This window comes from Nocardiopsis sp. CC223A (genome assembly GCF_030766825.1).
Lineage (GTDB): Bacteria > Actinomycetota > Actinomycetes > Streptosporangiales > Streptosporangiaceae > Nocardiopsis.
On the sequence record NZ_JASFDV010000003.1, the window covers coordinates 1 to 23,157 of the forward strand.

Annotated in this window: 19 protein-coding genes and 1 pseudogene; 9 read left to right on the forward strand and 11 right to left on the reverse strand. The window is 67.0% G+C overall.

What is annotated here, in order from left to right; genetic code table 11:
* Positions 1-68: 68 nt before the first annotated feature.
* The gene (locus tag QJS33_RS01870) at positions 69-926 is read right to left on the reverse strand and encodes a helix-turn-helix transcriptional regulator (protein ID WP_306366071.1); all 858 of its coding nucleotides are present in this window, start codon (positions 924-926) and stop codon (positions 69-71) included.
* A 117-nt stretch (positions 927-1,043) separates the two neighbouring features.
* Here QJS33_RS01870 and QJS33_RS01875 point away from each other — a divergent pair, with 117 nt between their 5' ends.
* On the forward strand, positions 1,044-1,571 hold the full coding sequence (locus QJS33_RS01875) for a DUF6879 family protein (protein ID WP_306366186.1): 528 nt from the start codon (positions 1,044-1,046) through the stop codon (positions 1,569-1,571).
* 28 nt (positions 1,572-1,599) lie between these two features.
* Positions 1,600-1,809 (forward strand): DUF397 domain-containing protein, encoded by a 210-nt coding sequence (locus QJS33_RS01880; protein ID WP_306366072.1) that lies wholly within the window; start codon positions 1,600-1,602, stop codon positions 1,807-1,809.
* A gap of 178 nt (positions 1,810-1,987) precedes the next feature.
* Here QJS33_RS01880 and QJS33_RS01885 read toward each other — a convergent pair whose 3' ends face one another.
* Complete coding sequence (locus QJS33_RS01885) at positions 1,988-2,194, reverse strand: DUF397 domain-containing protein (RefSeq protein ID WP_306366073.1); 207 nt, start codon at positions 2,192-2,194, stop codon at positions 1,988-1,990.
* A complete protein-coding gene (locus QJS33_RS01890; protein WP_306366074.1) occupies positions 2,191-2,487 on the reverse strand; it encodes a Scr1 family TA system antitoxin-like transcriptional regulator in 297 nt (98 codons plus the stop codon). Before QJS33_RS01890 ends, QJS33_RS01885 begins: the two co-directional genes overlap by 4 nt.
* A 39-nt stretch (positions 2,488-2,526) precedes the next feature.
* On the opposite strand from QJS33_RS01890, the pseudogene QJS33_RS01895 reads away from it, so the two are divergent.
* Positions 2,527-2,697 (forward strand): annotated as a pseudogene (locus tag QJS33_RS01895) (ATP-binding protein); the annotation flags it as partial.
* 769 nt (positions 2,698-3,466) lie between these two features.
* Here the strand turns inward: QJS33_RS01895 and QJS33_RS01900 are convergent.
* From QJS33_RS01900 to QJS33_RS01930, 7 genes are all read right to left on the reverse strand, one after another.
* Positions 3,467-4,300: a serine/threonine kinase gene (locus QJS33_RS01900; protein WP_306366075.1), complete on the reverse strand. Its 834-nt coding sequence runs from the start codon at positions 4,298-4,300 to the stop codon at positions 3,467-3,469.
* 485 nt (positions 4,301-4,785) lie between these two features.
* Entirely contained in the window at positions 4,786-6,138 is a 1,353-nt protein-coding gene (locus QJS33_RS01905) for a PQQ-binding-like beta-propeller repeat protein (RefSeq protein WP_306366076.1), read from the reverse strand.
* A 45-nt stretch (positions 6,139-6,183) separates the two neighbouring features.
* Entirely contained in the window at positions 6,184-8,652 is a 2,469-nt protein-coding gene (locus QJS33_RS01910; RefSeq protein ID WP_306366077.1) for a hypothetical protein, read from the reverse strand.
* A gap of 40 nt (positions 8,653-8,692) precedes the next feature.
* On the reverse strand, positions 8,693-9,016 hold the full coding sequence (locus QJS33_RS01915; RefSeq protein WP_306366078.1) for a hypothetical protein: 324 nt from the start codon (positions 9,014-9,016) through the stop codon (positions 8,693-8,695).
* Between the two features lie 254 nt (positions 9,017-9,270).
* Positions 9,271-9,504 (reverse strand): hypothetical protein, encoded by a 234-nt coding sequence (locus QJS33_RS01920; RefSeq protein WP_306366079.1) that lies wholly within the window; start codon positions 9,502-9,504, stop codon positions 9,271-9,273.
* Positions 9,505-9,822: 318 nt separating this feature from the next.
* Positions 9,823-10,404: a hypothetical protein gene (locus QJS33_RS01925; protein ID WP_306366080.1), complete on the reverse strand. Its 582-nt coding sequence runs from the start codon at positions 10,402-10,404 to the stop codon at positions 9,823-9,825.
* A 40-nt stretch (positions 10,405-10,444) separates the two neighbouring features.
* Positions 10,445-10,786 carry a hypothetical protein gene (locus QJS33_RS01930; protein ID WP_306366081.1) on the reverse strand — a complete coding sequence of 114 codons (342 nt, stop codon included), beginning with the start codon at positions 10,784-10,786 and terminating at the stop codon, positions 10,445-10,447.
* A 349-nt stretch (positions 10,787-11,135) separates the two neighbouring features.
* Between QJS33_RS01930 and QJS33_RS01935 the strand changes: the two genes are divergently transcribed.
* The 5 genes from QJS33_RS01935 (at position 11,136) to QJS33_RS01955 (ending at position 18,088) form a co-directional block, all read left to right on the forward strand.
* Complete coding sequence (locus QJS33_RS01935; RefSeq protein ID WP_306366082.1) at positions 11,136-11,351, forward strand: hypothetical protein; 216 nt, start codon at positions 11,136-11,138, stop codon at positions 11,349-11,351.
* Positions 11,352-11,463: 112 nt separating this feature from the next.
* Positions 11,464-13,635 (forward strand): DUF262 domain-containing protein, encoded by a 2,172-nt coding sequence (locus tag QJS33_RS01940; protein WP_306366083.1) that lies wholly within the window; start codon positions 11,464-11,466, stop codon positions 13,633-13,635.
* 192 nt (positions 13,636-13,827) lie between these two features.
* Positions 13,828-15,444, forward strand: a complete 1,617-nt coding sequence (locus tag QJS33_RS01945; protein ID WP_306366084.1) for a hypothetical protein — start codon at positions 13,828-13,830, stop codon at positions 15,442-15,444.
* On the forward strand, positions 15,441-15,989 hold the full coding sequence (locus QJS33_RS01950; protein WP_306366085.1) for a hypothetical protein: 549 nt from the start codon (positions 15,441-15,443) through the stop codon (positions 15,987-15,989). Before QJS33_RS01945 ends, QJS33_RS01950 begins: the two co-directional genes overlap by 4 nt.
* Positions 15,986-18,088, forward strand: a complete 2,103-nt coding sequence (locus QJS33_RS01955; RefSeq protein WP_306366086.1) for an Hsp70 family protein — start codon at positions 15,986-15,988, stop codon at positions 18,086-18,088. Before QJS33_RS01950 ends, QJS33_RS01955 begins: the two co-directional genes overlap by 4 nt.
* 119 nt (positions 18,089-18,207) lie before the next feature.
* Here QJS33_RS01955 and QJS33_RS01960 read toward each other — a convergent pair whose 3' ends face one another.
* A complete protein-coding gene (locus tag QJS33_RS01960; protein WP_306366087.1) occupies positions 18,208-21,501 on the reverse strand; it encodes a type ISP restriction/modification enzyme in 3,294 nt (1,097 codons plus the stop codon).
* A gap of 286 nt (positions 21,502-21,787) precedes the next feature.
* Here QJS33_RS01960 and fxlM point away from each other — a divergent pair, with 286 nt between their 5' ends.
* Entirely contained in the window at positions 21,788-23,053 is a 1,266-nt protein-coding gene (gene fxlM, locus QJS33_RS01965) for a methyltransferase, FxLD system (protein WP_306366088.1), read from the forward strand.
* Positions 23,054-23,157 lie beyond the last annotated feature (104 nt).

Consider the following 23,157-nt stretch of genomic DNA (forward strand, 5'->3'; position numbering starts at 1 on the left):
ACCTATTCAAGACTAGATTGGGACTAGACTTGGGAGTGCGGGAGGTCAACGGTTCTCGTCGGCCGGGGTCACAGGGAAGCCGAGAAGTCCCTGAGGTGGTCGCGGCTGGCCGTCTCGTCCAGGGCGTGCTCGGTGAGGACGGTGTGAATGTCGCGGTACTGGCCTACCTCTTCGGGGTCGGTGATCGCCAACTCCCGGGTGAACGTCTCGACGATGACGGTGGGTTCATCGGGGATCTCGAACAGCAGGAACCCGTTGCTCTGGAGATGGCCGAAGGGCGAGGACAAAGGGAGGACCCGCAGCGCGACGTTGGTGAGCGTGGCGACCGAGAGCAGGCGGTCCACCTGGGCGGCCAGCAGGTCGGCGTCATGGGGATGCCAGCGCAGCGCGGCCTCGGTGAGGGTGAACTCGAAGCGTCGCCCGGAATCGTAGAGGGCCTCCTGGCGACGCATCCTCGCCGCGACGGCCTCGGGTACATCACGCCGCCCGGAGAGGTCGACGGCGCTGAGCACCTGCCGTGCGTACTCGGCGGTTTGCAGCAGGCCGGGCACCAGGGAGGGCTGGAAGGAGCGAACGACCTCGGCGCGCTGCTCCAGTGCCCGAACCCCGGCCTGGCCGGCACGCAACCCGCGGGCGTGCACCGCCCTCCAGTGGCGGGATTCCACCAGTGCGGCCTCGGCCAGTTCGGAGCTGCGCCGCACCATGTCCGCCGAGGCGCGGCAGGCGTTCGACCAGGCCTTGACATCGTCGGCGGTGGGTCTGGTACGGCCGTTCTCGATCTTGGAGACCTTCGACTGCGACCAGCCCAGGGCGTCGGCGAGCTCCTGCCCGGACAGGCCGCGGTCCAGTCGGGCGGACCTCAGCAGGGAGGCGAGCTCTTTTCTGGTGCTGTCGGCCCTCTTGCCCCGGGGCGTGGACTCCTTCATGATATTCCTGTTCAAGTCTTACTAGTCTGCGCTATTGATCGAGATGCGAGGTGTACAGACTAACGTGCATACGGCTGCCACCGACCTTGGGAGCCCACAGTGGTGAACGTGCTGGCGATGCCCGACTTCCTGCGGACCTTCGACGACTTCCACACCCAGGTCTTCCGGATGGAGACCCTGGACTTCTACGACTCCCCGAGCGAACGCGTGCCCTTGGCTGACTTCCGGGAGGGGCGCCCCCAGGACGCCTCCTGGCTCGGGCCGTGGTCGGAGCGGGTGCGGTCCGCGCGGGACCGGGGCGCCCTGTTCCGCCGCGTCCACGTGGTGGACGAACCCCTGTCGGAGTACCTGGTATTCGAGCTGACGTGCGCCTATCCCTCGAACATCAGGGCGGGGGAGGAGATCGGGATCCTGTCGCGTGAGATCGCGAAGGAGCTGGACGTCCCGGATGAGGACTACTGGCTGTTCGACGATGACCGCACCGGGATCATGCTCTACGGCGACGACGGCGCGCTCAGGCACGTGGAGGTCACCACGGACCCCGTGGTCGTCGGCGAGCACGTGCGCCGGCGCGAGGCCGTTCTGGACCGGATGATTCCTTTGCAGCGGTACATGGCGGAAGCAGGGCTCACACCACAGGTCTGAGCGGCTCAACGCATCCTGGAGGCAAGAGATGAACCCCCCGTTCAATGACATGGACTTCCGCAAGGCCAGCGGAAGCGGAAGCGGTGACTGCGTCGAGGTCGCCATCACCGGGCACACCCCCGACACGATCGGCCTGCGCGACTCCAAGAACCCGCGGGAAGCCCTGGTGCTGCTCACATCCGCGGAGTGGCTCGCGTTCACGCGGGTCACGGCGCACGACTACTCCATGACCTCCTGACCCGCACGGTCGTCACCTTGGATCAGTGCCTGTTCCCGGACCGTTCGTGAGGCTGCGCCCCACCTTTCGGTCGGCCGTGCCGGGTTTCCGACCCGGCATGGCCTTCACCTGTACACAGGGGGGCGGGCCCCACCTGCCGGAAGGCCGCAGACAGGGCTTGGCGGTGCTGCCGCCCGGGTCAGGCGCCCTTGGCGGTGTCGAGGAAGGCCTGCCACTCGTCGGCGGCGAAGAAGAGCGCTCCCAACTCCCGGTGCTTGGTGTCCCGGACCCCGGTGACCGGCCCCTCCGAGACTTCCACACAGGCCCCTCTGTCATTGGTATAGCTCGCCTTGTGCCACGGATGCGCGGGAACGAAGGACGCGTTGGTGGTCGTGCCCGGAGTCATGACGGCCTTCTGTACTCGGTGATCAGCGTCTTGAGGAAGGTTCGGGTCTCCGAGGTGGAGAGCGCGGACGCCTGTAGTTGGTCAAACGCTATCTCGTGTTCCAACAAGTCCTCCTGGTCCTCGAAGAACAGCCCGTTCGGAGGGACGTCCACGAACAGCGCGCGGTCGGTTTCATCGAAGGTCAGCAGCGAGAAGCCGTAGGTGCGTGACATGCCCACCGCCGCCGGGAGCACCTGGACGTTGATAGCTGGCCGGGCGGCGAGTTCGAGCAGGTGGGCGAGCTGCGCGGCCATCACCCCCCGGTCGCCGATGATGCAGCGCAGACAGGACTCGTCGAGGAATGGGAAGAGGCCGAACGCGGTCGGGGCCTGCTCCTCATCGACGCCCTGGCCACCTGCTGGGGGTCCCGGGCCGTGGTGGACTTCCCCTTCTGCGCGGGGCTGGGCACCGCGGTCTGGGCTGAGTTCACCCTCCCGGTCCAGGCCCGGGACACATCCCGGTGAGCGCCGAACCGCTCTCCTCCGGGGTGCGCGCCGTGCTGGGCACATCCCGAGGGCGCCGCTTCTCCCGCCCGGGAACCCCATCCCCCGCTCTGTCCACTCGGGAGCAGCGCCTCCTCACCCAGATGCCCGACAACCCCCGGGTCGCTTACCGTCAGGCCCGTGGCCAGAGCCCGCCCTGGATGGACCTGCACTTCGCCCGCATCACCACAGACGACACCCCGCGCCCGGTTCGCCGACGCGAACCCGCACCGGCCCCGGAGCACGCCCCGACACCCCGGGTTCCGCGCCCCCGGCCCGCCACGGACGACGGCCCGGCCAGGCCACGCCCGCGCAGGGAACCCCCGCCACTGCCACGCCGTCGCCCGGGCCGTCCGCACAGCCACCGCAGACCCCGAAAGCGCGGCCGCACCGCCTGGCGCCTGACCGCCTACACCCTCGCCCACCACCTGACCGCGCCCCTGTTATAGCCACCCATGACCACCCCCGCCCCGGTGGGAGTGGTCCGCCCCACCCGTGGTTCCGCACAGCCTCTCGCCCCGGAGTGCGGTCCCGCCGCGCTCCTCACCACAGTTCCGATCCATGACGGATTCCCCCACCGCACCGCCGCGGACGATGATGAACTCCTGGAGAGGCTGCACGCAGGTGCGCGGGAGGGGAGACACGATCCCCTCCTCTGGGCACCTCCCGGACGAACCCTTTCCGCCTCTCACGATGGCCGAGGTCGAACAGGCGGAACACAAGCCGGGGTCCGCCTTCTTCAGTAGGCCGTTCAGGCCTGGCGCCAGCGGAACCTGCTGTCCGTGGCCGTCGTCGTGCACTGCATGAGGGTGCCCGCGGACGTGTAGCCGAACTGCCAGTGCTCAGAGCAGAATGCCCCGGGGTGCACCCCTTGTACGTGGGACGGCGCCTCCGGTTCGGGCTCCGGCTCCGGCTGGGGGGCGGGTTCAGGCTCCGGCTCAGGTTGCGGGGCCGGAGCGGGTTCGGGCTCAGGTTCAGGTTCCGGCTCGGGGCTCGGGTCCCCGATCTCCTCAGGGCACTCCTCGTCGGGGCCGACGACGTGCACCTTCACCACCATGGAGTCCCGATAGGGCGCCGTCGCCTCGTCCGGGGACTGCGCGCACACCAGGTGGTCAGCGGCCTCGTCCGCGTCGGGATCGTCGACGTCACCGAACGCGGAACGCACATCGACGCCGGAGATCCCCGCGTCCTCGCTCCATTCCTGCACCTCGGAGACCGTTCCGCCGACGAAGTCGGTCAGGGCCGGCCATTCCTGCACCGCCGCGGTGTCGTCTGGACAGTCGGTGCCCTCCGGGACGACGCTCAGGTCCACCACGGTTCCGTCGGCCCGCTGGAAGCACACCAGCATCGCCGAGCGGTTCCATGCCGACCCGTCCTCCGCGGTGGCGAGCACGACCTCGCCCAGGGTGAAGTCGGCGTCACCGAGCTCGTCCTCCGCGTCCGGCAGGGCGAGGCCGATCACGTCGGGGTCGGCGGGTGTCGGCGACGCACTGGGGGACGGCGACGGGGCGGCCGCCACCGGTTCCGTTTCCGGAGGAGGGCCCAGGAGCGCTCCGAGGAAGATCAGAAACAGAAAACCGGCCATGGCCACGGATGCGCATCCTCCGCATCCGATACCGATCTTCGCAAGGGTCGACCCTCTCGGCTTCGGTGCCGGTGACAGGGAGGGGTGGGGGATGGTCATGTGCACTCCGGGATCCACGTGCGGCAGGGCGGACGGGCACCAGGAGAGGGGAGCGCGGGCTGGTGCGGTCGACGCGTGTGAAGCTACACCGATCAGCCATCCGATTTGCGAGAAAGGTAAGAAAAATACCTATCGTCACGTGAAGGTTATGCGGACCGCCGCGACATGCCGCCGTCGAATCGAGGCAGGGGAGCATCGGTTGCACGGCCTCGCGGGGCCTTGAGCGGAAGTGACTTCTCAGGGGTGGCCCTGCCCTTCACAGCCACGGGTCGACCCCTCCGTGAAGGCTCCACGGCCCCTCTGGAACAGCGGGCGACCTCTGGAGAACCGCCGGTCCTCCGGGACGCCTCACCGGAGGACCGGTCCACCTCGACCGAGACGCCCGATCAGCGGAAGCCTGCCAGTCTGGGCACCGCGGAGGCAGGGTACTCACGCAACAGGACCGCCCCCGGTACCGCTCGGAAGGTCGAGGGCCCGACCTCCTGGTCGACCTGCGCGACACTGAGAATCTCGGTGGTGTCGACACCGACGGGAACCGTGACTCTGTACTCCTCCCCGGACTCCCAGTCGAACACGGCCATGTCCTGTTCCTCTCCTTCCTCTACCATCCGGAGTTTCAGCAGTGCTTCGTCCAGAACGAGGAAGTTGTTGACATGGCCCCGGGCAACGTCCGTTGTGGTCTCCAGGCGGTTGCGCACCGTTCCATCGAATTCCCGGAACTCATAAGTGACCGGGCCTTCTTCCGCACCTGCGGAGATCGCGGCCAGGTATCCATCGGGGAGCACTCGCAACAACGCGTTCTCCGGTGTACTGGGCAGAGCGTCGGCCACCACGCGCCCGGCCTCGGCGTTGATCACCACGGTGCCGCGTTCATGCGAGATGTTCTGTAGGACCAGCAGATCTCCCACGGCACCGAAGCCGAGGTCTTCCGACGAGGCGGGGGGAAAGACTGCACCCCCGCCGTGGTAGTCCCGGCCTTCCCGGAACCGCCACATTTCCTCACCGTCATCGAGGTCGAGCCCGACCACGGTGGAGCTCTCGCCGGGACATTCGAATACCACGGCCGCCTGCCGTGCGGTGACCACACCGGACGAGATCACGGCCTGTTGTGAGTCGGAGCAGGCGGGAAGTGTGTTCTCCCAAGCCGTCGTGCCCTCTTCCCAGGAAGTCAGTGTCACGCGCAGCTCCGGCCCTGCCTGTGCGGTGAGTAGACCTGTGGAGTGAACGAGACCTGCACCGTCGATAGAAAAGGATCCGGTTCCCGTGCCGTCGCGGTCTGAGCGGAGGAGTTCCTCCCCCGTCGCGGTGTCGAGCAGGACCAGCGCACGCCCGGCAGTGAAGGCCGCTACGGTGCCGTCCGGGGACACGGCCGCGTCGGTACCCACGTCATCTCCGGATACCTCGGGAAGTAGGAAACTCCAAGCCGTTTCACCGCTCAGGGTGTCCAAGCCGATGACACCGTTGTCGAGTTCCAACACCGCACCCGAGGGGGTCGCGTGCACGGCCAGGAGCCGGGAGGTTTCCGGGCCTTCCCACACCCATGCTGCTTCGGCCACGGTCGCCGGCACCTGGAGATCACCGGGAAGAGGGGGTGCGGTGCGATGCTCGACTTCGTAGCCGGCGAAGGGAGCAGAGTCGGGATCGTTCTCCTCAGGCTTTTCGTCGAAGTGAGAACACCCGGTCACGATCGTGCATACGATGACCAGGAGTACGGCAGGAAAGCGAAGGCTGAAGTTCATGGTCTCTCTGAGAACGGTATATCTTTTCTTGCCCGATCGGCCTGGTCAGTCCTCGTTGTTCTCTTCGTTCATCTTTTCTCGGGTGTCGGAGTAAGCTTCTGTGAAAATGCCCATGGCGTCACTATAGTTCATTTCCCCATGTGGCCATTTGTCCTGCGAAATAGTAGTCCATGCATCGTCCAGTGCAATGGATTCGAGGCCGGGTTCGAATTCCCAGTCGCTGGGGTTGACCGGAATAAATTTCTCCCCGTTTCTTTCGGCCACCATGCCTGAGGGCATATCTGCCAACCTTGGATCGCCAGATTCAAGAGATCCAAGGGTGAGGAGTTGGAAGTTCTCCTTTGCCTCCCAGGTCCCGGTGGCGTTTGTTAGATTCTGTCCGGCGAACACGGTCTCAAACTCTGCGTTTTCTTTAAGGGAAACCTTGATCCCCTCTGAAAGGACGGAAGCCCCAGGGTAAGGAATTTCTGAAATTGCAGATCCGAGCAAATCAATCCCGTTGGTGGTGACTTTCTGTTCGTAGGCATTGTCCTGATTGTTCTTGGTCTCTCTGACTGCTGCCTCCTGTTCCAGTGCTCTATCGATGAGACCTCTCAAAACGCCTGACTCAACTGCCCCTTCGGTGCTGGTCCCATTCTCCCCCTGGATGAATTCATCAATTCTTTCCATGTTGAAGTTTATGCTCTCGGCGTATATGTAGGATGCGGCATCACCGTCTCCCATTGCCAGCTGAAGAAAGCTTTCTCTCTGGTGAGGATCGAGATAGAGGCGACCGTCTTCCAGCTTGCTTCCGTCTCTTTGTCCGTCCGGAACTCCCGTGGATCCGATGTCCAGACCATATCCGCTGGAGAATTCATCGATATAGGCGACGAAAAGCTCAGACCAACCCCAAGCCAGTTCTGGGTTCACCAGCCCTGCGGAAGCGTCATGCCAAGTCCCATCCACCAACTCTCCCATTTCATTGGTGACTTTCCCTTCCACATCGTGCCCGGTTCCGCTAAGTGCATCTACAAATTCCGGAGAGTCAAAGAGTTCCATGAAAGAGGCCATAGCCTCTTTTGCGCGCTCCTGCTCCCAACCCTCGCCATCGGACTGCTGCCATATCCAGTCCGTGATGCCACTGGCGGCAGCACCTTCATCCTCCCAGTCAAATGTGTAAAGTCCGCGAAGGGTCATTTCGGGATCGAGTCCGTGCACGGGGTGCTCGTACTTCCCTTCTCCTGTCAAGATGGCGTGATTGGCGTCTTCATTCCTGGTAGAGACATCAATGAGGCTCTCGAGCCACCAGGAAGACATGTAAGGATGGTCTTCAGGCGAGCCATCGAGCGCATATCCAAGAGATTGTGTCAAATTAATAGAGAACTCTTCTCCGCCTTGGACGTGGGCGTTGGCGCTACCCAGAAGCCTTCCGAGTGTCGCGGCGTTGGCTTGCCATTCCGCAGAAGGAGAGTTGTTGTCAACGGGGCCTTCCACTGTTTCTCTGATGCTTAGTGGAAGATTATCGTAGCCGCCGGTCAGATTTTCATCCGAGAGAACAAGAAGGCCTCCTCCGAGTCCACTCAGAAGTTGTTCTCTGATGCTATCATCTATTTCCACATTATAAATGATATCATCGGTTATCTTCAAGACTCCAGGGGGTTGTCCCCCTTCCCCGACCGCTTCTTCAAGGCTCGCGTAGAAATCTCTCAGGAAGTTCAACTCTTCGCCCGTTAGTTTCTCGCCGTCATTCTTTTTGTCCACGGCAACAAGGGCAATATTATTCAGGATGGCGGACAGGGCGGTGATGTCGCCGTCGTATCCTTCGGGATCGTTCAAGTATTCAATGAGCTCATCAGACGCTTCTTCCGGGTCGAGATCAATCGGCAGGGATTCTATATCTCCACCCAAGTTGAAGTAGGACCACGTCATGTAGCCGTTATCGATGAGGCGTTGCACTGCTTCTGGAGTGGGGCCATCGTTGAGATCTCCTCTCAATTCCTCAGATCTTTCGTATAGAGAATTGAAAGCGGAAACCTCTTCTTCCTCAAGTTGCCCTTTGAGTTCTGAGAGAGCCTGGGAAGCCTTCTGGGAAGGTGTCTGCTGGTTGACGAAGCGGAAGGCTACCTCTGTCTTTTCCAGATCTTCCTCGTGTGTGGGAGCGATTTCATTCCATCGATTGATGATGCGTCGCCTCTCCTTCTTATACTCATTCACACAATCGGCCCATTCTTCTGTTATTGAAGCGCAGAATCTGAGTGCAGACGATACTTCCATCCAGACAGCAAGATCCTCCTGTCCGAGCCCGCTGATACTCCATTTGATCACCTCGGTGAACTCTTTTGCCGCACTGTCGATGTCGTCGTTCAATCCGTCTGCTCTTCCCAGGATCCTCCTCTCGAGCATCCTAATGTCCTCTGCGCTTTCTCGAATTTCTGAAACTTTCATTTCCGGATCGGGGTTGAGTGCGAGTGTGAAAGATCCAACGGAGACCGCATTAATGGTCTCCCCATTATATGTAACGGTTGAACCGGACATTTTTCAACTCCAGATCGGGGTGTCTCTGTCTTTATTGGTGTCAGAAGTTTATCTCTGGCATCTCATGCCAGGATTCAACGAATCCATCGCTGGATTCATGATCGTTCCTCGCGATCTCGGAAGCTCCTGATTGAATGCTGTCGGCCAAGGAGAGTCCATTTCTTTGGACTGTTGCTATTTCCGGCTCGAGTTCGAACTTGAAGTTCAGGTATCCAGAGGCTATCCAGCCAGCTTTTCCTGCGATGTCGTCCATGAGCGAGCTGAAAGTCTCATCCAGCCCGACCATGGCTTCGGCCAGCGCCGCTGCCTGCTCGCCTTTCGTCGCCGCTTCCCAGGTGTTGGCTCCGGTTCCTTCTGTGCTCATTTATCCACATACTCTCTTCTTGGTTTATGAATTGGATTTTTAATCCACGATTCAAAGGTCGTGTGTGCCTGAAGTTGGCGCTGCTGTAGGGGTCAGGGCGCTTCGTCATATCTTATTCGCTGATGACCGGCTTCGTTCTGGCCACATGTGGCCAGAACGGCCGGTGTCTGATGTGTCCGCTGATCAATTCTTCCTGGATCTGGGCTTTTGTGATTTTGGAGGAGTAGAAGATCTACCCGTGGTGAACCGCCATCTCATGTCAGTCCGAGAAAAATCAGGCTTCCCTTGTCGCTATTTTCTGAAGAATCGACGACGACGGATCTGTGAATGGCGAGCAAAGATACATCGGTCTCGTCGTCTTTCAGGCCTGCGCTGCTCACGTCGATCACTGAAGGCTCGGTGCCGCTTTCCCAGGACTGGAACCAGACCCGGACCTCCGAATTCTCCGAGTCTCGACCATGGCTGACGACACCGTCCTGCAAGGCCACCGGATATTCAGGACCGGCCCCGGGGCAATGGGTATCGCCTCCAGGACGTGCCCTGACGAGTCCTCTCTTCGATACTCGCCGCTCTCCGTGTACCGAACCACGACCGACTCGCCCTCCAGAACTCCGGCCACCGCCCCGTCCCACTCGCCGAGGGGGGCGCCACTCACCACATCGAACACCTGCGTGGGACCGTTCAGGGTCCGCACGGCCGCATGGCGATCAGTGAGGGGGGCATAACGGCGTTCAGGGGGGCCTAGGTCGGGGTCCGAGGGGCCGAATTGCTCCTCGAACCGCCAGATCTCCTCACCCGTCGACAGGTCACGGCCGAGCAGGCCGCCGCCGTCTTCGCCGCCGGTGCAGAAGAACCCCTCCAGAACCGTATCGCCGAGGAGCGTGCCCGCGGTGGTGTCCTTGTCCGGACCGTCGACCGTGGTGCACTCGGGTGGCTCTTCCCGAGTCCACAGGGCCTCTCCGGATCTCCAATGAGAGCGCTCTCAGTGCCGGATCGTCGAAGGGGTCGCGAGCAATCCTCACGCCATCCGCCACGTTCGGGCTGAAAGACTCCTCGTCGATGCCGCTCTCACTGCTGCTCGTCGTCCCGAGCGAGACCTCCTGCAGCACCTCGCCCGTGGACGGATCGAGTTCGATCAAGGCGGGTCCGTTCTCAGGGCTCCCGATCTGGACGGCCAGATAATCACCTAGGCGCGAGGCGTACGCCGCGCGGGAATGCTCTCCCACACGGTACTCCCACAGTTCCTCACCCGTGTTCCCCGCCAAAGTGACGAAGCCGTCGTTCAGGACGCGTCCGTTGAGGTCCTCGAAGTCGGTGGTCCGGGCCCGGATCAGGGCGGGGATCGCGTCGGTGGTGCGCAGGGTGAGGGAGAGGTCGAAAGAAGCCACGGGGGGTTCCTCATCGGGGAAGCGGGGTCGGGGGGAGGGGTCAGTAGAAGTTGACGTTGCCCAGGCCGGGCGGCACGTCCTGGGTGGCGCCGGACAGCTCCTCGGAGCTGTCCAGGTCGTTGAGGGCGATCTCGCTCGCCCCGGCCTGGATGTTGTCGGCCAACTGGAGGCCGTGCCCCTGCACGTCCACGAACCCCTGGAGGTGGTTCTCGCGGAAGGACCGCCATCCGGCCTCGACGTCCTCCTCGCCCGCCACCCGGATCGCGTCGTCGACCGTCAGGTCGAACGCGTCGGCGAGCCCGGCCATCGCCGTGGCCAGTGCCTCGGCGTCCTCACCGCCCTGGCGTGCCTCGTTCGGATTCGCACCGGTTCCACCGCTCATGCCAAGCGTGCCCCTTCCCAGAGCGCGGTTCGAGCCCTCGTGACCCTTGTGTCACGAGACTCCTGCTTGTCGCCATAAGTTACCGCTCTCCACTGAGAGCAATGGATCCGCCCTCAGGTTCATGGCTCGCGACCTGGGTTTCCAATGGAACTCATGACCACTTTCGGCCAGTCGAAGGTGCTCGGAGCAGGGAATCCACATCGGTTTACAGGCTTTGCGCGCTGGACTCGCGTGAGCCGAGTCCGACCTTGTGCGCCTCCAGGTACTGCGTGAGCAGGTGCTGTCCCGGGACCTGGGCCTGCTGTGGTGGCTGGAACGGAACGGGACCCCGCAGGGAGCGTAAAGCCCGTTGCGGTGGACCAGGGAGCTCATCGAGGGCCACCGGGAGCTGGTCGCCGCGCTGCGTCGCGAGAGCGCCGTCGCGGAGACGCAGGAGGGGGCGCTGTTGAGAGCCAGGGTCGAGGAGGCCCTGGCCCTGGTGGAGGACCCCGAGACCGCCGCCCGCTTCGCCCGCCACCTGGGCGACTACATCGCCCACGTCCCCGCCAGGCCTCCCGGTGGGTGAGGCGTGCGATCCACCCCCGGTTGTCCGCGACGGCTGACATCATGGCGGAAAGCCGTGTGCTCACCCCGCTCCCGCAGTACCACCCCCGTCCCCCGAGTGCACAGGAGACTTGGTGCAGTCCAACACCTACAGCCCGACCGCTATCTTCGGCAGCCACACACGGTACGTCGTCCCCCTCTTCCAGCGGCCCTACGTCTGGAACCGCGATGAGCAGTGGGAACCGCTCTGGCAGGACGTGCGATCGGTCGCCGAGCGACTGCTGGAGCCCCAGGCCGTGACCGCCCCTCCGGCACCGCACTTCCTCGGGGCCGTGGTCCTGGACCAGCAGAGCATCCCCACCGGGTACATCGCGGTGCGCCGGGTCATCGACGGGCAGCAGCGGCTGACCACCCTCCAGCTCCTCCTGGACGCGGTGCGCAGGGCCGTCCAGGCGCACGGCTTCCCCGCGGACGAGCCGGCGCTGCGGATCCTGGTGCGCAACGAGGCGCAGATCGCCGGAGACGCCTCCGAGATCTTCAAGGTCTGGCCGACCGACCGGGACCGGGACGGCTTCCGGGCGGCGATGGGGGAGGACGAGGTCCCCGGCCAGGAGGACTCCCCGCTGGTGCGGGCGCACGGCTTCTTCTTCGAGGAGATCACCCGGTGGGCCCTGGACGACGGTGAGGGGGTGCCCGGCGGGTCGCCGCAGGAGAGGCTGAACGCCCTGGTGCGCACGGTCCGCGACCACCTGCGCCTGGTCGTCATCGACCTCGAACCCGGGGACAACGCCCAGGTCATCTTCGAGACCCTCAACCACCGCGGCAGCCCGCTGCTGGCCGCCGACCTGATCAAGAACCTGCTCTTCCAGGTCGCGGAGCAGCAGGGCGCCGACGTCGAGCGCCTGTACCGGGACCACTGGGCGCCGCTGGACGGCGACCGGTGGCGGGAGGAGGTCAGCCAGGGGCGGCGCAAGCGCCCCCGGATCGACATGTTCTTCCAGGCGTGGCTGACCATGCGGCTGCGCCGCGAGGTCCTCCAAGACCGGCTCTTCGTGGAGTTCCGGGAGCTGCTGGCCACCGGGGGGACGACGGCCGCCGCCCTGATGGAGGAGGTCGCCGCCGACGCACGGGTCTACCAGGGCATGGTGGACGCCCCCTACGACTCCGTCGAGGGCCTGTTCCACTACCGGGTGGTCCGGGCCCTGGACACCGCGGTCGTGGCGCCGCTGCAACTGTGGCTCATGCGCTGGGACGGGTCGGACATGCCCGAGGAGCAGCGGCACCTGGCACTGGGGGCGCTGGAGAGCTGGATCGTGCGCCGCTCCCTGTGCAGGGCGACGGTCAAGGACATCAACCGCCTGGTCGTCGTCCTCCTCCGGGCCGTGCACGAGGCGGGGCCCGCGCAGGCGGGTAAGGCGGTCCGGCGTGAGCTGGAGCGGCAGACCGCCTCCTCCCGGTACTGGATCGACGACGATCAGCTGCGGACGATCCTGCGGACCGCCCCGCTGTACCGGCAGCTCACCCGCCCCCGCATGCGCATGCTCCTGGAAGCGGTGGAGGACACCCTGCGCGGCCCGTGGGGCGAGGGGCAGCCCTGCCCGCGCCAGCTCACCGTCGAGCACGTGATGCCCCAGCAGTGGGACGAGCACTGGGGGGAGGACGTGCTCGGTGATCCGGAGGCGGAGCAGGCCAGGGAGGACCACGTCCACGTCCTGGGCAACCTGACCCTGGTCAACGACAGGCTCAACCCCGCACTGTCCAACCGCCCCTGGACCGACGAGACCACGGCCGCCCGGGGGATCAACGGCAAGGGCAAGCGCTCCCTGCTGCTGGAGCACAGCACCCTCAAGCTCAACGCGCTCCTGGCCGTCGGCCATGAGAAGGAGTGGACCGAGGCGGACATCGACCGGCGCACCGAGGAGCTCATCGACCACATCGTCCGGATCTGGCCCCGGCCCGAGCAGGAGGGTCCGGGCACCGCGGTGGTCACGGAGAATACCGCGGTGGGGGAGGGGCACGGGGCCTCCGGCCGGAACGCCGCCGCCGTGGACCACCACGGCAAGTACCGGGGGCTGTGGCGCTGGCTGCGGGACCAGGAACAGAGCCGGATTCCGATGGGCTTCTCCAAGGTGGCCGAGGTCGCCGGGGTCCCGCTGCCCGACTCGGCCTACAACCACATGCCCCACTGGTACTCCTACGAGGGGAGTGCCCTGTGCCGGGCCATCCGTGACGCAGGCTGGCGTGCCACGAAGGTGGACCTCGACGCCAGGACCGTCTGCTTCGTCCGCTCCGACCCGGAGGGGTGACTCCGACTCCCGCGGCCGGTGCTGCGACGGGTCCCTCGCGACCCCGGCCGCGGGAGAGCCTACCGGGCGCCCGTTCGGTGCACCGGTCCGATGCCGTGCCGCTAGGATCCGGTGGGTCCGCGGGAGCCGTCCCGCACAGGCCGCCGCGGCACCGCCCCTACCCCCCGACCGCAGGTGAATAGAGCTTTCAACGTGGATATCAGCGACCCCAGGGCGCGTAAAGCCGCGGCACTCGCCGAGGAACGCCTCCGACTGGCCCGCATCCGTGAGGAACGGGAGCGCGGGCGCAGGGACAGCGTCTGGCAGGAGTTCGGAGCCGAATCCGAACGGATCCCCGACCTCCGTGACACGGTCGAGGCCGTGGTCGCCGAATCGGGAGACGACGCGGGCGGCCCGGCTCGGGGGCTGCGGGCGATGCTGGAGGGGCGGATGTGCCCCGGGGCTCCCGGGCTGCTGCTGGAACTGCTGCGGGACCTGCCTCCCGGTGTCGCCGCCGGCCATCTGGCGCGCCTGCACGCCATCGGGGTGCCCGCACTGGCGAAGTGGACGCGTCTGGGTGAGCTGCTGCACGGGCAGCGTGAACCCTCTACGGAGGAGCTCCAGGGCCTGCCCTCACTCGATCCGGCGTTCAGCCTGTGGCGCGATGGCGAACTGCTGCGCCGGGGCAACAGGCTGCGGAGCCTGGAGCGGTTCCTGGAGAACGCGCCCCTCTCCCTGGTCGACGACCTCGTGGACCGGGGAACCGCCTTTCCCCTCGGCGGACAGGAGCGCTTGGACCCACAGGAGAACCTCTACCTGTTGGCGCGCCGCAGCCCGGAGAGGTTGACCGACGCGCAGGTCGAATCACTCGGATGGCCGGAGGAGGTGTGGCGCAGACGCCTCCTGGAGGATCCCGCATGCGAGGTGCCCGACGACGTGCCCGAGCCCGTCCGCGACCTCGCCGCCGTGGGAGGAGGCGACCCCGAGGCCCTGGCGAGACTCGTGCCCACCCTGGACGAGCGCTCCCGGCAACTGGTCCGCCAGGTCCTCGGTGAACCGGAGCGGCCTTCGGTCTGGCCCAGGGCACTGTTCAAGGACGCCGATCTGTGGCCGGTCCTCGAACGTCTGTGCGAGGGCTGGGTCCTCGAACCCTCGCAGGAGGCAGTGGTCCCGTTCGTCGCCTGGCGGGATCTGCGATCGGCGCACCGGGAACTCCTCGACGTGCGCCCCTCCGCATACGAGTACCTCGCCCCCCACACGTCCTCATCAGAGCCGTGGGTCCGGGAGGAGGCGGTGGCGATGGAGGTCTACCTCGATCTTCGCTTCTCCGAGAGCGGGGACTCCCAGGTGCTGCACAAGGCCCTGGAACGCCTGAACGCGCTCCCGGAGCGCAGCGCCGTCACCGAGGGCAATATCGCCTGGATCCACTCCCGGCTGGCCATGGACCGCAACAACCGCGGTCCGCTCTTCAACCCCTATCTGGAACTGGGCGTCGCCCACGGCTCCGACCAGCGCGTGTGGCGGGAGGCCTGGCGCAGCCTGCGCCGCCTCCTCCAGGGGCGCAAACAGGAACTTTCGGACATCAACCAGGCGCGTGACCTCATCCGCGACATAGAGGCCACCGGCGGCTTGGGGAACCACCCCCTCTACGTTCTCCCGGTGTTCCCCGACCGCCTCTTCCCCCGGCCGCGGGTCCCGCGGAGGTTCGTCGCCGAACCCCGACCCCTGGCGCGCCGGAGCGGGCCCGTGTCACAGGAGCTCAGGGAGCGCATACGTACCGATGCCATCACGGCACTGCTGAACCGAGCGGTCGCGGAGAGGACACCATGAGGCAGCGAGAGTACGAAGAAGACACCGACGAGAAGATCGAGCGCATCCTCAGGGAGCTGAGCCCGCAGGAGAAGGAACGGCTGATGGCCGTCGTGGCGGTCGGCGTGGAACCGAAGCGGCTCATCGCTCCGCTGACGGACCGGCTCGTCGAGGTCTTCCGGGAGCACACCGAACACGAACTGTCACCACAGCAGGCGCGGGAGATCGCCCGTCTGGCCCTGGTGGAGAACATGGGAGCGCGGCAGACGCACCTGTCCCAGCTCGCCCAGCTCCTCCAGGACGTCGAGAAGCAGAAGGGAGAGGGCGACCCGCGGGTCCTGACCCGCAGGATCCTCGACTTCTGCCGGGCCAGCGGACTGAAGAAGGTCACCGATACCGAGGACCTGTCCCGCTACCGGGTGATCGCCGGGCATCCGGGGCCCGGCACCACGGTCAAGGTCGTCTCCCCGGCCTTCGTGGACGAGATCAGCGGGCGCCTGATCGTCTCCGGGGAGATCCGCTTCCTGGAGGCGAAGTCCGAGAAGAGCGGCAGGGGGCGCGCATGAGCTTCGGCATCGACTTCGGAACCACCAATTCGGTCCTCGCCCGCTGGAACGGGGAGGAGGCCGAGGTGGTCGCGTTGGACAGCACCAACCTGGACCACTGGAACTACCCGGCGTTCGCGTCGCTGTTCCCCTCCATGGTCGGTGTCAGTTCGGTGCGGGAGGAGGTCCTGTTCGGCTGGGAGGCCAAACTCCGGTCCCAGCAGGCCACCGCGGCCGCCAAGCGCCTCCTGGCCGGTGATGAACACGTCCAGGTGGGGCAGCGCTCCTGGCACGCCTCCACCGTGGCCGCGGGCATCTTCCGGACCATGCGGGACCGGGCCGAGGAGGAGCACTTCCTGGAGCTGGACTCCGCGGTCGTCACCGTCCCGGCCAACTCCGCCGGAGCCGCCCGGTTCCGTACCCGGGCCGCGGCCCGCGAGGCCGGGATCAAGGTGGACTCGCTCATCAACGAGCCGACCGCGGCCGCCCTGTACTACAAGCAGCAGCTCGGCGACGACGGGCTGGAGAACATCGTCACCTTCGACTGGGGCGGCGGCACCATCGACGTCACGGTCATGGAGGCGGAAGGGGACGGCGGCCTGTTCGAGGAGCGGGCGGCCCGCGGCGTCCCCCGTCTGGGCGGCCTGGAACTCGACGACAGCCTGGCGCGCCTGGTCATGGCGAAGGCGGGCAGGCGTCCCAAGGGCCTCGCCGAGAGGACCGTGTTCGCCCGCGAGATCGAACTGGCCAAGATCCGCCTGTCGAACGAGGCCGTGGTCGCCGTTCCCGCGCCCGGCGGCAAGACCAACGTGGAGGTCACCCGCGAGGAGTTCGAGAAGGCCATCCGCCCCGTGGTGGAACGGGCGGTCGAACCGCTCCGCCACTGCCTGGCCGACCTCGACCTGGTCCCGGAGGACGTCGACTCGGTCCTCATGATCGGCGGCAGCAGCCAGATCCCCCTCGTCCGGCGGATGGTCGGCGACATCATGGGAGACCGCATCGTCTCCTCGGACCTGTGCGACCCCATGACCTCCGTCGCCCAGGGCGCCGCCGTGGCCGCCGCCATCAACGGCGGTGACGTCGACATCGACCTCGCCGTGGGCACCACGCATGCCCTGGGCACCGTTTCCACGCGCAGGATCGGTCCGGGTGAGGAGGTGCGGTCCTTCAGCCAGATCATCCCCCGCAACGCCACCCTGCCCCGGTCACAGGAAAAGAACTACCGGCCCAACGGTGTCGGACAGAAGCGCATCGGCGTCGAGATATGGGAAGGGGACCCCGCGGACCCCGTCTCCGCCGAGACCGGAGCCGACAACAGGTCGAACATCTGCCTGACCAGGCTGCCCATCGACCTGCCGCCGTTCCGGGACCCGGAGGAGGCCTCCTTCACGCTCACTTACACCTACGACCTCAGCGGGCTCCTGGGCGTGCGGGCCGTCATGGACCGGGACGGCACCGTCCTGGTGGACCGTGAGATCGACGCCTTCGGCCTGTCCACGACCGGTGTGGGGGTCAGTGCGGCGAGCCTGCGCGAGTTCCTCCAGACCCGCCCCCGGATTCCGGGCGACGACCGGATCGACGAAGGGGCGGTGCCGGTCGCGCAACCGACCGCGCAGCCCGCCGTGCCCTCTCCCGTCCAGGTGGCCGCCGCCGTCGGCGGGCCCTCCTCCGAGACCGCCGGCATGCCTTCGGGGACGACCGCCCGCGGACACGGGTCGCTGGTGGTGGACGGCTCCAACCTCTCCTACAGCGGCCGGGGTGAGGCCAGCCTGGCGCGGTTGCGCTCGGCCCTGGAGGAACTGCGGGTGCAGAACCCCGGGGTCGAGGTCGTCGTGGTCGTGGACGCGAACTTCCGGCACGTCGTAGCCGAGGAGGAACGGTCGGAGGTGGACCGGGAGGTCACTGCGGGGACCCTGCACCGGGTGCCGTCCAGGACGGTGGGCGGGGCCGACGTCTACCTGCTGGAGATCGCCCGACGCAAGGGCGGGACCGTCGTCAGCAACGACGGTTTCCGCGAGCACACCGACCACCACTCCTGGCTGTCCGAGCCGGGTCGGCTGCTCGGCGCCGAGGAGATCGCCGGGATGTGGGTGTTCAAGGAGCGCCGCCCCGCCTCCTGAGGCGCTCTTGGGGGTACGGGTGGTCTCCGGAGCTCACCGGAGGCCGCCCGTGCCGGACCGGACACGGCAACGGCCCGGGGAGGTCCCCGCCGTGCAGCGGCGCGGTTCGGATGTTCGCCTCACAGGAGGGGGAGTTCGCCCTGGCCGTGGCGGGGCGGGGCCTTGCGCGCCTCCCGGTGGACCGGGAGGACCTTCGCTTCGGTGAGCTCGTCGGTCGTGATGAGCGGGGAGGACCGGATGCGTTCGAGCAGGTCCGCCTGGGCCGGTTCCAGGTCGGTGAGCCGGGTGAGTACGGTGACCAGCCGCAGGAGCTGGTCGGTGAAGGCGGGGGTCCAGCGCTCGGGGCGGATGTCGTCCAGCGCCGACCCGCGCCGGACGTGCCGGGGATTGCGCCGGCGGGCGGTGAACCACTTGCCGATCACGTGCATTCCGCCGACCCGGTAGTTCCAGGCGGCCGCCTCCACGGGCGCGATCACGCCCTCGCCCACGTACAGGCGGCGGCCGTCCGAGCCCTCGTCGCCGTCATGCCGGATCAGGTCGGGCAGGCGTCCCCTGCCGTCGGGGATCTCGACCAGGACCTGGGGGCGGCGGTCCGGCGGAAGCCGCGGGAAGCGGGCGGGTCTGTCCGCCGCGGGGTCGTGCAGGCGGGTTCCGTAGGTGTGCAGCCACACCACCTGACGGCCCAGCCCGACCGCCTCGTCCCACAGTCCGGGGGCGGCGGTCAGGGGGATGCGGATCCCCGGTGTCTCCAGTTCTTCGGCGAACGCGGCGGTGTAGCCGGGGTGGGCGGCGATCGCGGCCAGGTAGGCGACGACGTCCTCCGGTGACACCCGCCGTCCCAGCCGTGCGGAGAGGTGGTCCAGGAGCCGGGGCGCCAGGTTGGGGGAGAAGGCGTCGGGTGTGCGGTACAGCGGTAGGGCGCGTCCGCCGCGGCCGTTGAAGTAGTGCATGTCCGGCGGGTGGGAGGTGAAGAGCAGGCCGGGGCCGTCGGAGATCGCATGGGCGTGCTGCTCCACCACATGGATCTGCCTGTCGTCCTGAGCCGCCTGTAGGGAGGCGCGTTGGCGATCGACGTATCGGATGTCGTCCACGATGTACTGCTGGTCGAAGGCTCGGAAGAGGTACGGGGTGGTCCTCGGAGGGACGCGGTCCTCGGCGATGGTCGGCATTCCGGGGAAGCGCCGCGTGGTGTCGCGATCCCCGGTTGCCTGGAACAGTCCGTCCTGTTCGGCCGCGGGAGCGACGGCCAACCGTTCCCACCGGTTGCGCAGGGTCTCCCGGTCCGGGGCGATGACCCAGGTCCGATGCGGGGCCACCCCCGATGACTGCCAGGGCATCAGGTCGGAGAGCGCCGGAGAACGCAGCCAGTCGTGCTTGCCGGGCAGGAACGGGGCGGCCCACTCGGGCGAACACTCGATCCACTTCTCCCCGTCGAGGCGCAGCCCCGTGTCCTGCGCCAGAGCCGCGAACTTGTCCGCCTGGTCTCCCTGTACAGCGCAGTGCCACACCCGTGCGGGCGTTTCCGGCCGTGCGGGGCCGTAGCGCGCGAAGATCCCGATGCAGACCGGGTGCTGGACCCCGCCGAAGATCCGCGAACCCCCGGACGCACGGTGCCCCTCCGGGGAGAGGTCGACGATCCAGCCCTCGTCGGCGGTCCGCCGCAGGTAGCGGCGCATGCCCGCGAAGGACCCGCTCGTCAGGTAGGCGGAGGTGCTGACGAAAGCGACCACGCCGCAGGGCTGGTCGGGGTGGGCGTCGAATACCTTCCAGGTGGCCCAGCGCCAGAAGTACAGGCTTGCGGAGGAGAGCTTGAAGGCGAGCCGTCCCGAACCCGGTTCCCGGAACTCGTCCATGGACGGCCTCGCCCGGACGGGGTCCCCGGTGGCGGCGCGTCTGCGCTCCAGCCAGGGGGCGGGGTCGCGCTGTTTGGCCCGCTCGATGTAGGGCGGGTTGCCGAGCACCACCATGACCGGGGTGGCCCTCTTGATCCGGTTGGCCTGTTCCCGGAAGGCCACCAGCTCGGCGTAGCGCCTGCCGAAGATCTGGAAGTGGTGGTCCGGGTCGTCGAGGGTGTTGCACAGGAACCTGCTGTGCTCCTCGGGTACCTCGGCGCCGTACCCTTCGCGGAGCTGTTGGTGCAGCCGCAGCTCGGAGACGGCGAAGGCGGCGGTGCTGCGCTCGAAGCCGACCAGGCGGCCGCGGTACATGTCCTTCAGCCAGGTGCGGCCGTGGATCTCTCCGTACTCGTCCGCCAGTGTGGCGGCCGCGCGGTCCATGACCGAGGACAGGAACGTTCCGCTGCCCATCGCCGGGTCCAGGGTGGTCACCGAGGGTTCGGCGAGGCCGAGGGGCAGCCCCATGCGCGTGCGCAGGACCGAGTCGGTGAACCCGGCCATGTAGTCGGCCACGGCGGCCGGGGTGAAGTAGGCGCCCGAGCGGCGGCGCAGTTCGGGGTCGTATCGCGCCAGGAAGGTCTCGTACAGGTCGACGTGCGCCCGCGGGTGCTCACGCATCATCGCCGACCAGTCGACCGGTTCCAGGACCCGCACCAGGGTCGCCAGGATGCTGGGGTTCCTCTCCTCCTGCTCCTCCTGGCGGCTGAACTCGGTGAGCAGGCCGAAGGCCTTGCTCAGGAACCTGTGGTGCTTGCCCAGCAGCTCGCCGATCTCGTGCAGCGGGCGTCCCCGGAAGCCCACCCCGGCTTCCCGGGCCAGGATCAGCGAGAACGTGACCGCCTGTGCGTACACGTCGGGGAAGTCACGGTCCGTTTCGAGGTTGGGGAAGAGCAGGTCGCGCCATTCCTCGGAGAGCCGGGTGAACTGCTGGTCCCGTCCCCGGTACTTCTCCGCGGCGAGGATGTCGGAGACCTCGTCGCGCAGTTGGGCGCACAGGTGCGCGACGAGGGTGATCAGCCGGTCGAGGCCGGGTGCCGGGTCCGGGGTCCAGCAGAGGAAGTCCTCGATGAGCCGGGAGAAGGCGGGATCGACGGGCGGAGCTTTGCGTATCCGCCGCACGAAGTCGGGAGTGGTGGCCGTTCCCCGGTGGTGGCCGTTCTGGAACAGCGACCACTGTGTCCCGTTGGTGTACAGGATATTGGTGAGGTTCTGGAATTTCTCCCACTGCTCACGGTCGCGTTTTCCGCTCATGACCGACGGGGGAATGGGGTGTCCGGGGCGTTTGATCTCGATGTACCCGACACGGCTGTGCGGGCCCTGCCCGATCCCGGTCAGGTCCACGCCGTAGTCGGGCCTCGCCCGCAGCCAGGGCAGGCGCACCTCCCCGTAGGCGACGACCGGCAGTCCCATCGCCGCTCCCAGTGCCTGGACGAGGGTCTTCACCGGGGTGCGCAGCTGGTCCTCCTCTGCTCCGCCCCGCCCCAGCGCTTCGGTGACCTCGTTGACGAAGCCGCGCATCAGGCCGTCGACGGTTCTCGGGGAGAGGGAAAGGGGCTTCCGGGTTTTCAGGGGCTCATGAGGCTCGTGGGGGAGAGCGGACATCGAACCTCCGAAAAGCGAGGAATCGTCACCTGGTCCAAGGAGACAATTAAATGTAGATATAGGTCAAGTTTTCTCTTTTCTATAGATCAGGGTGATCGCTCCTGGGGAGGATTTTCTTCGAGAGCCCGATGGGATCGGGTGGCTCGGGGTGGGATCTCGTGAATCCGCCCGCGGTCGGGGTGCGAGCGGTTAGCCTTCCCGGGTGACGACCTCCGAGGCCGCCGGCACCGCACCGGCCCACGACCCCGCAGTCATCGGCGAGCTGCTCGACCGGGCCGTCACCCGGTTGAAGGCCGTCAACGCCCTGTGCTCGGAGGAGGTGGAACGCGCGGTGCGGGCCGTGCCCCGCCACGCGTTCGCCCCGGAGTTCCCGGTGGCGGAGGTCTACGACCCCAAGACGGTGCTGCGGACCCGCTATGCCGAAGACGGCACCGCCACCAGCTCCGTCTCGGCGATGTGGGTGCACACCTTGATGCTGGAGCGCGCCCGCCTCGCCCCCGGCATGCGGGTGCTGGAGGTGGGCGGCGGCGGGTACAACGCCGCCCTGGTCGCCGAGCTCGTCGGCTCCGGCGGGGCCGTCACCTCCATCGACATCGACCCCGTCGTCGTCCGACGCGCGCGCACCTTCCTGGCCGGGACCGGCTACGCGGACCGTGTGCAGACGGTCGAGGGCGACGCCGAACACGGCCACCCGCCCGGCGCACCGTTCGACCGGATCATCGTGACGGCGGCGGCGGGCGATGTGCCCCCGGCCTGGACGGAGCAGCTCGTCGACGGCGGCCGGCTCGTCCTGCCGCTGGAGGTCCGCGGGTACCAGCGGATCTACGCGTTCACCAAGCGCGGCGGCGACCTGTTGGTCGGGGAGACCGGTAACCACGTCGGATTCGTGCCCATGCAGGGTGCGGGCGCCCCCGATCCCCGACGGGTGCGGGTGACCGGGACCGTGGAGCTGGCCACCGACGCCGATCCGGTGCCCGCTCCCGGAGCCCTGCCCGACGTGTTCGCGCTCCCGGCGCACCAGGAGCCCACCGGGGTGCGCATCGGCGGGATGGAGCCGTTCAGCACGCTCCAGATGTGGATGACCGGGCTGTCCGGGTTCGGCCTGCTGACCGGGACCGCCGAGGACTTCGTCCACCGTCCCATGGTCTCGAACACCACCCCGGCGGTGTGGGACGGCGCCACCCTGGCCTACCTCCTGCTCCCGAGGGTCCCCGGTGATACCGAGGTGTACGAGTACGTGGCGTGCGGACACGGACCGCGTGCGGAGGAGGCGGCCGCCTCCCTGGCCGACCATGTCCGGGTCTGGGGCCGCGACCACCGGCACGGCCCCGGCCCGAGGTTCCTGGCGCACCCCGCCCTACCCGAAGCCGACCGGGTCGTCCGCACCCGTCATACGGGGCTGCTCGCGTTGTGGGACCGGACCGAGGCTGATCACGGGTTGGACTGGGCGGCCGACGCCCGGGAGTGACCCGACCGGGGACCGGCCGTACGGAGGGTCGCGAACGCTCCTGGGCGGTCGTTCCCTCCACCGAGGCCGTCGACCGGGTTCTCGGTCGCTCCCGCCACCTGCCG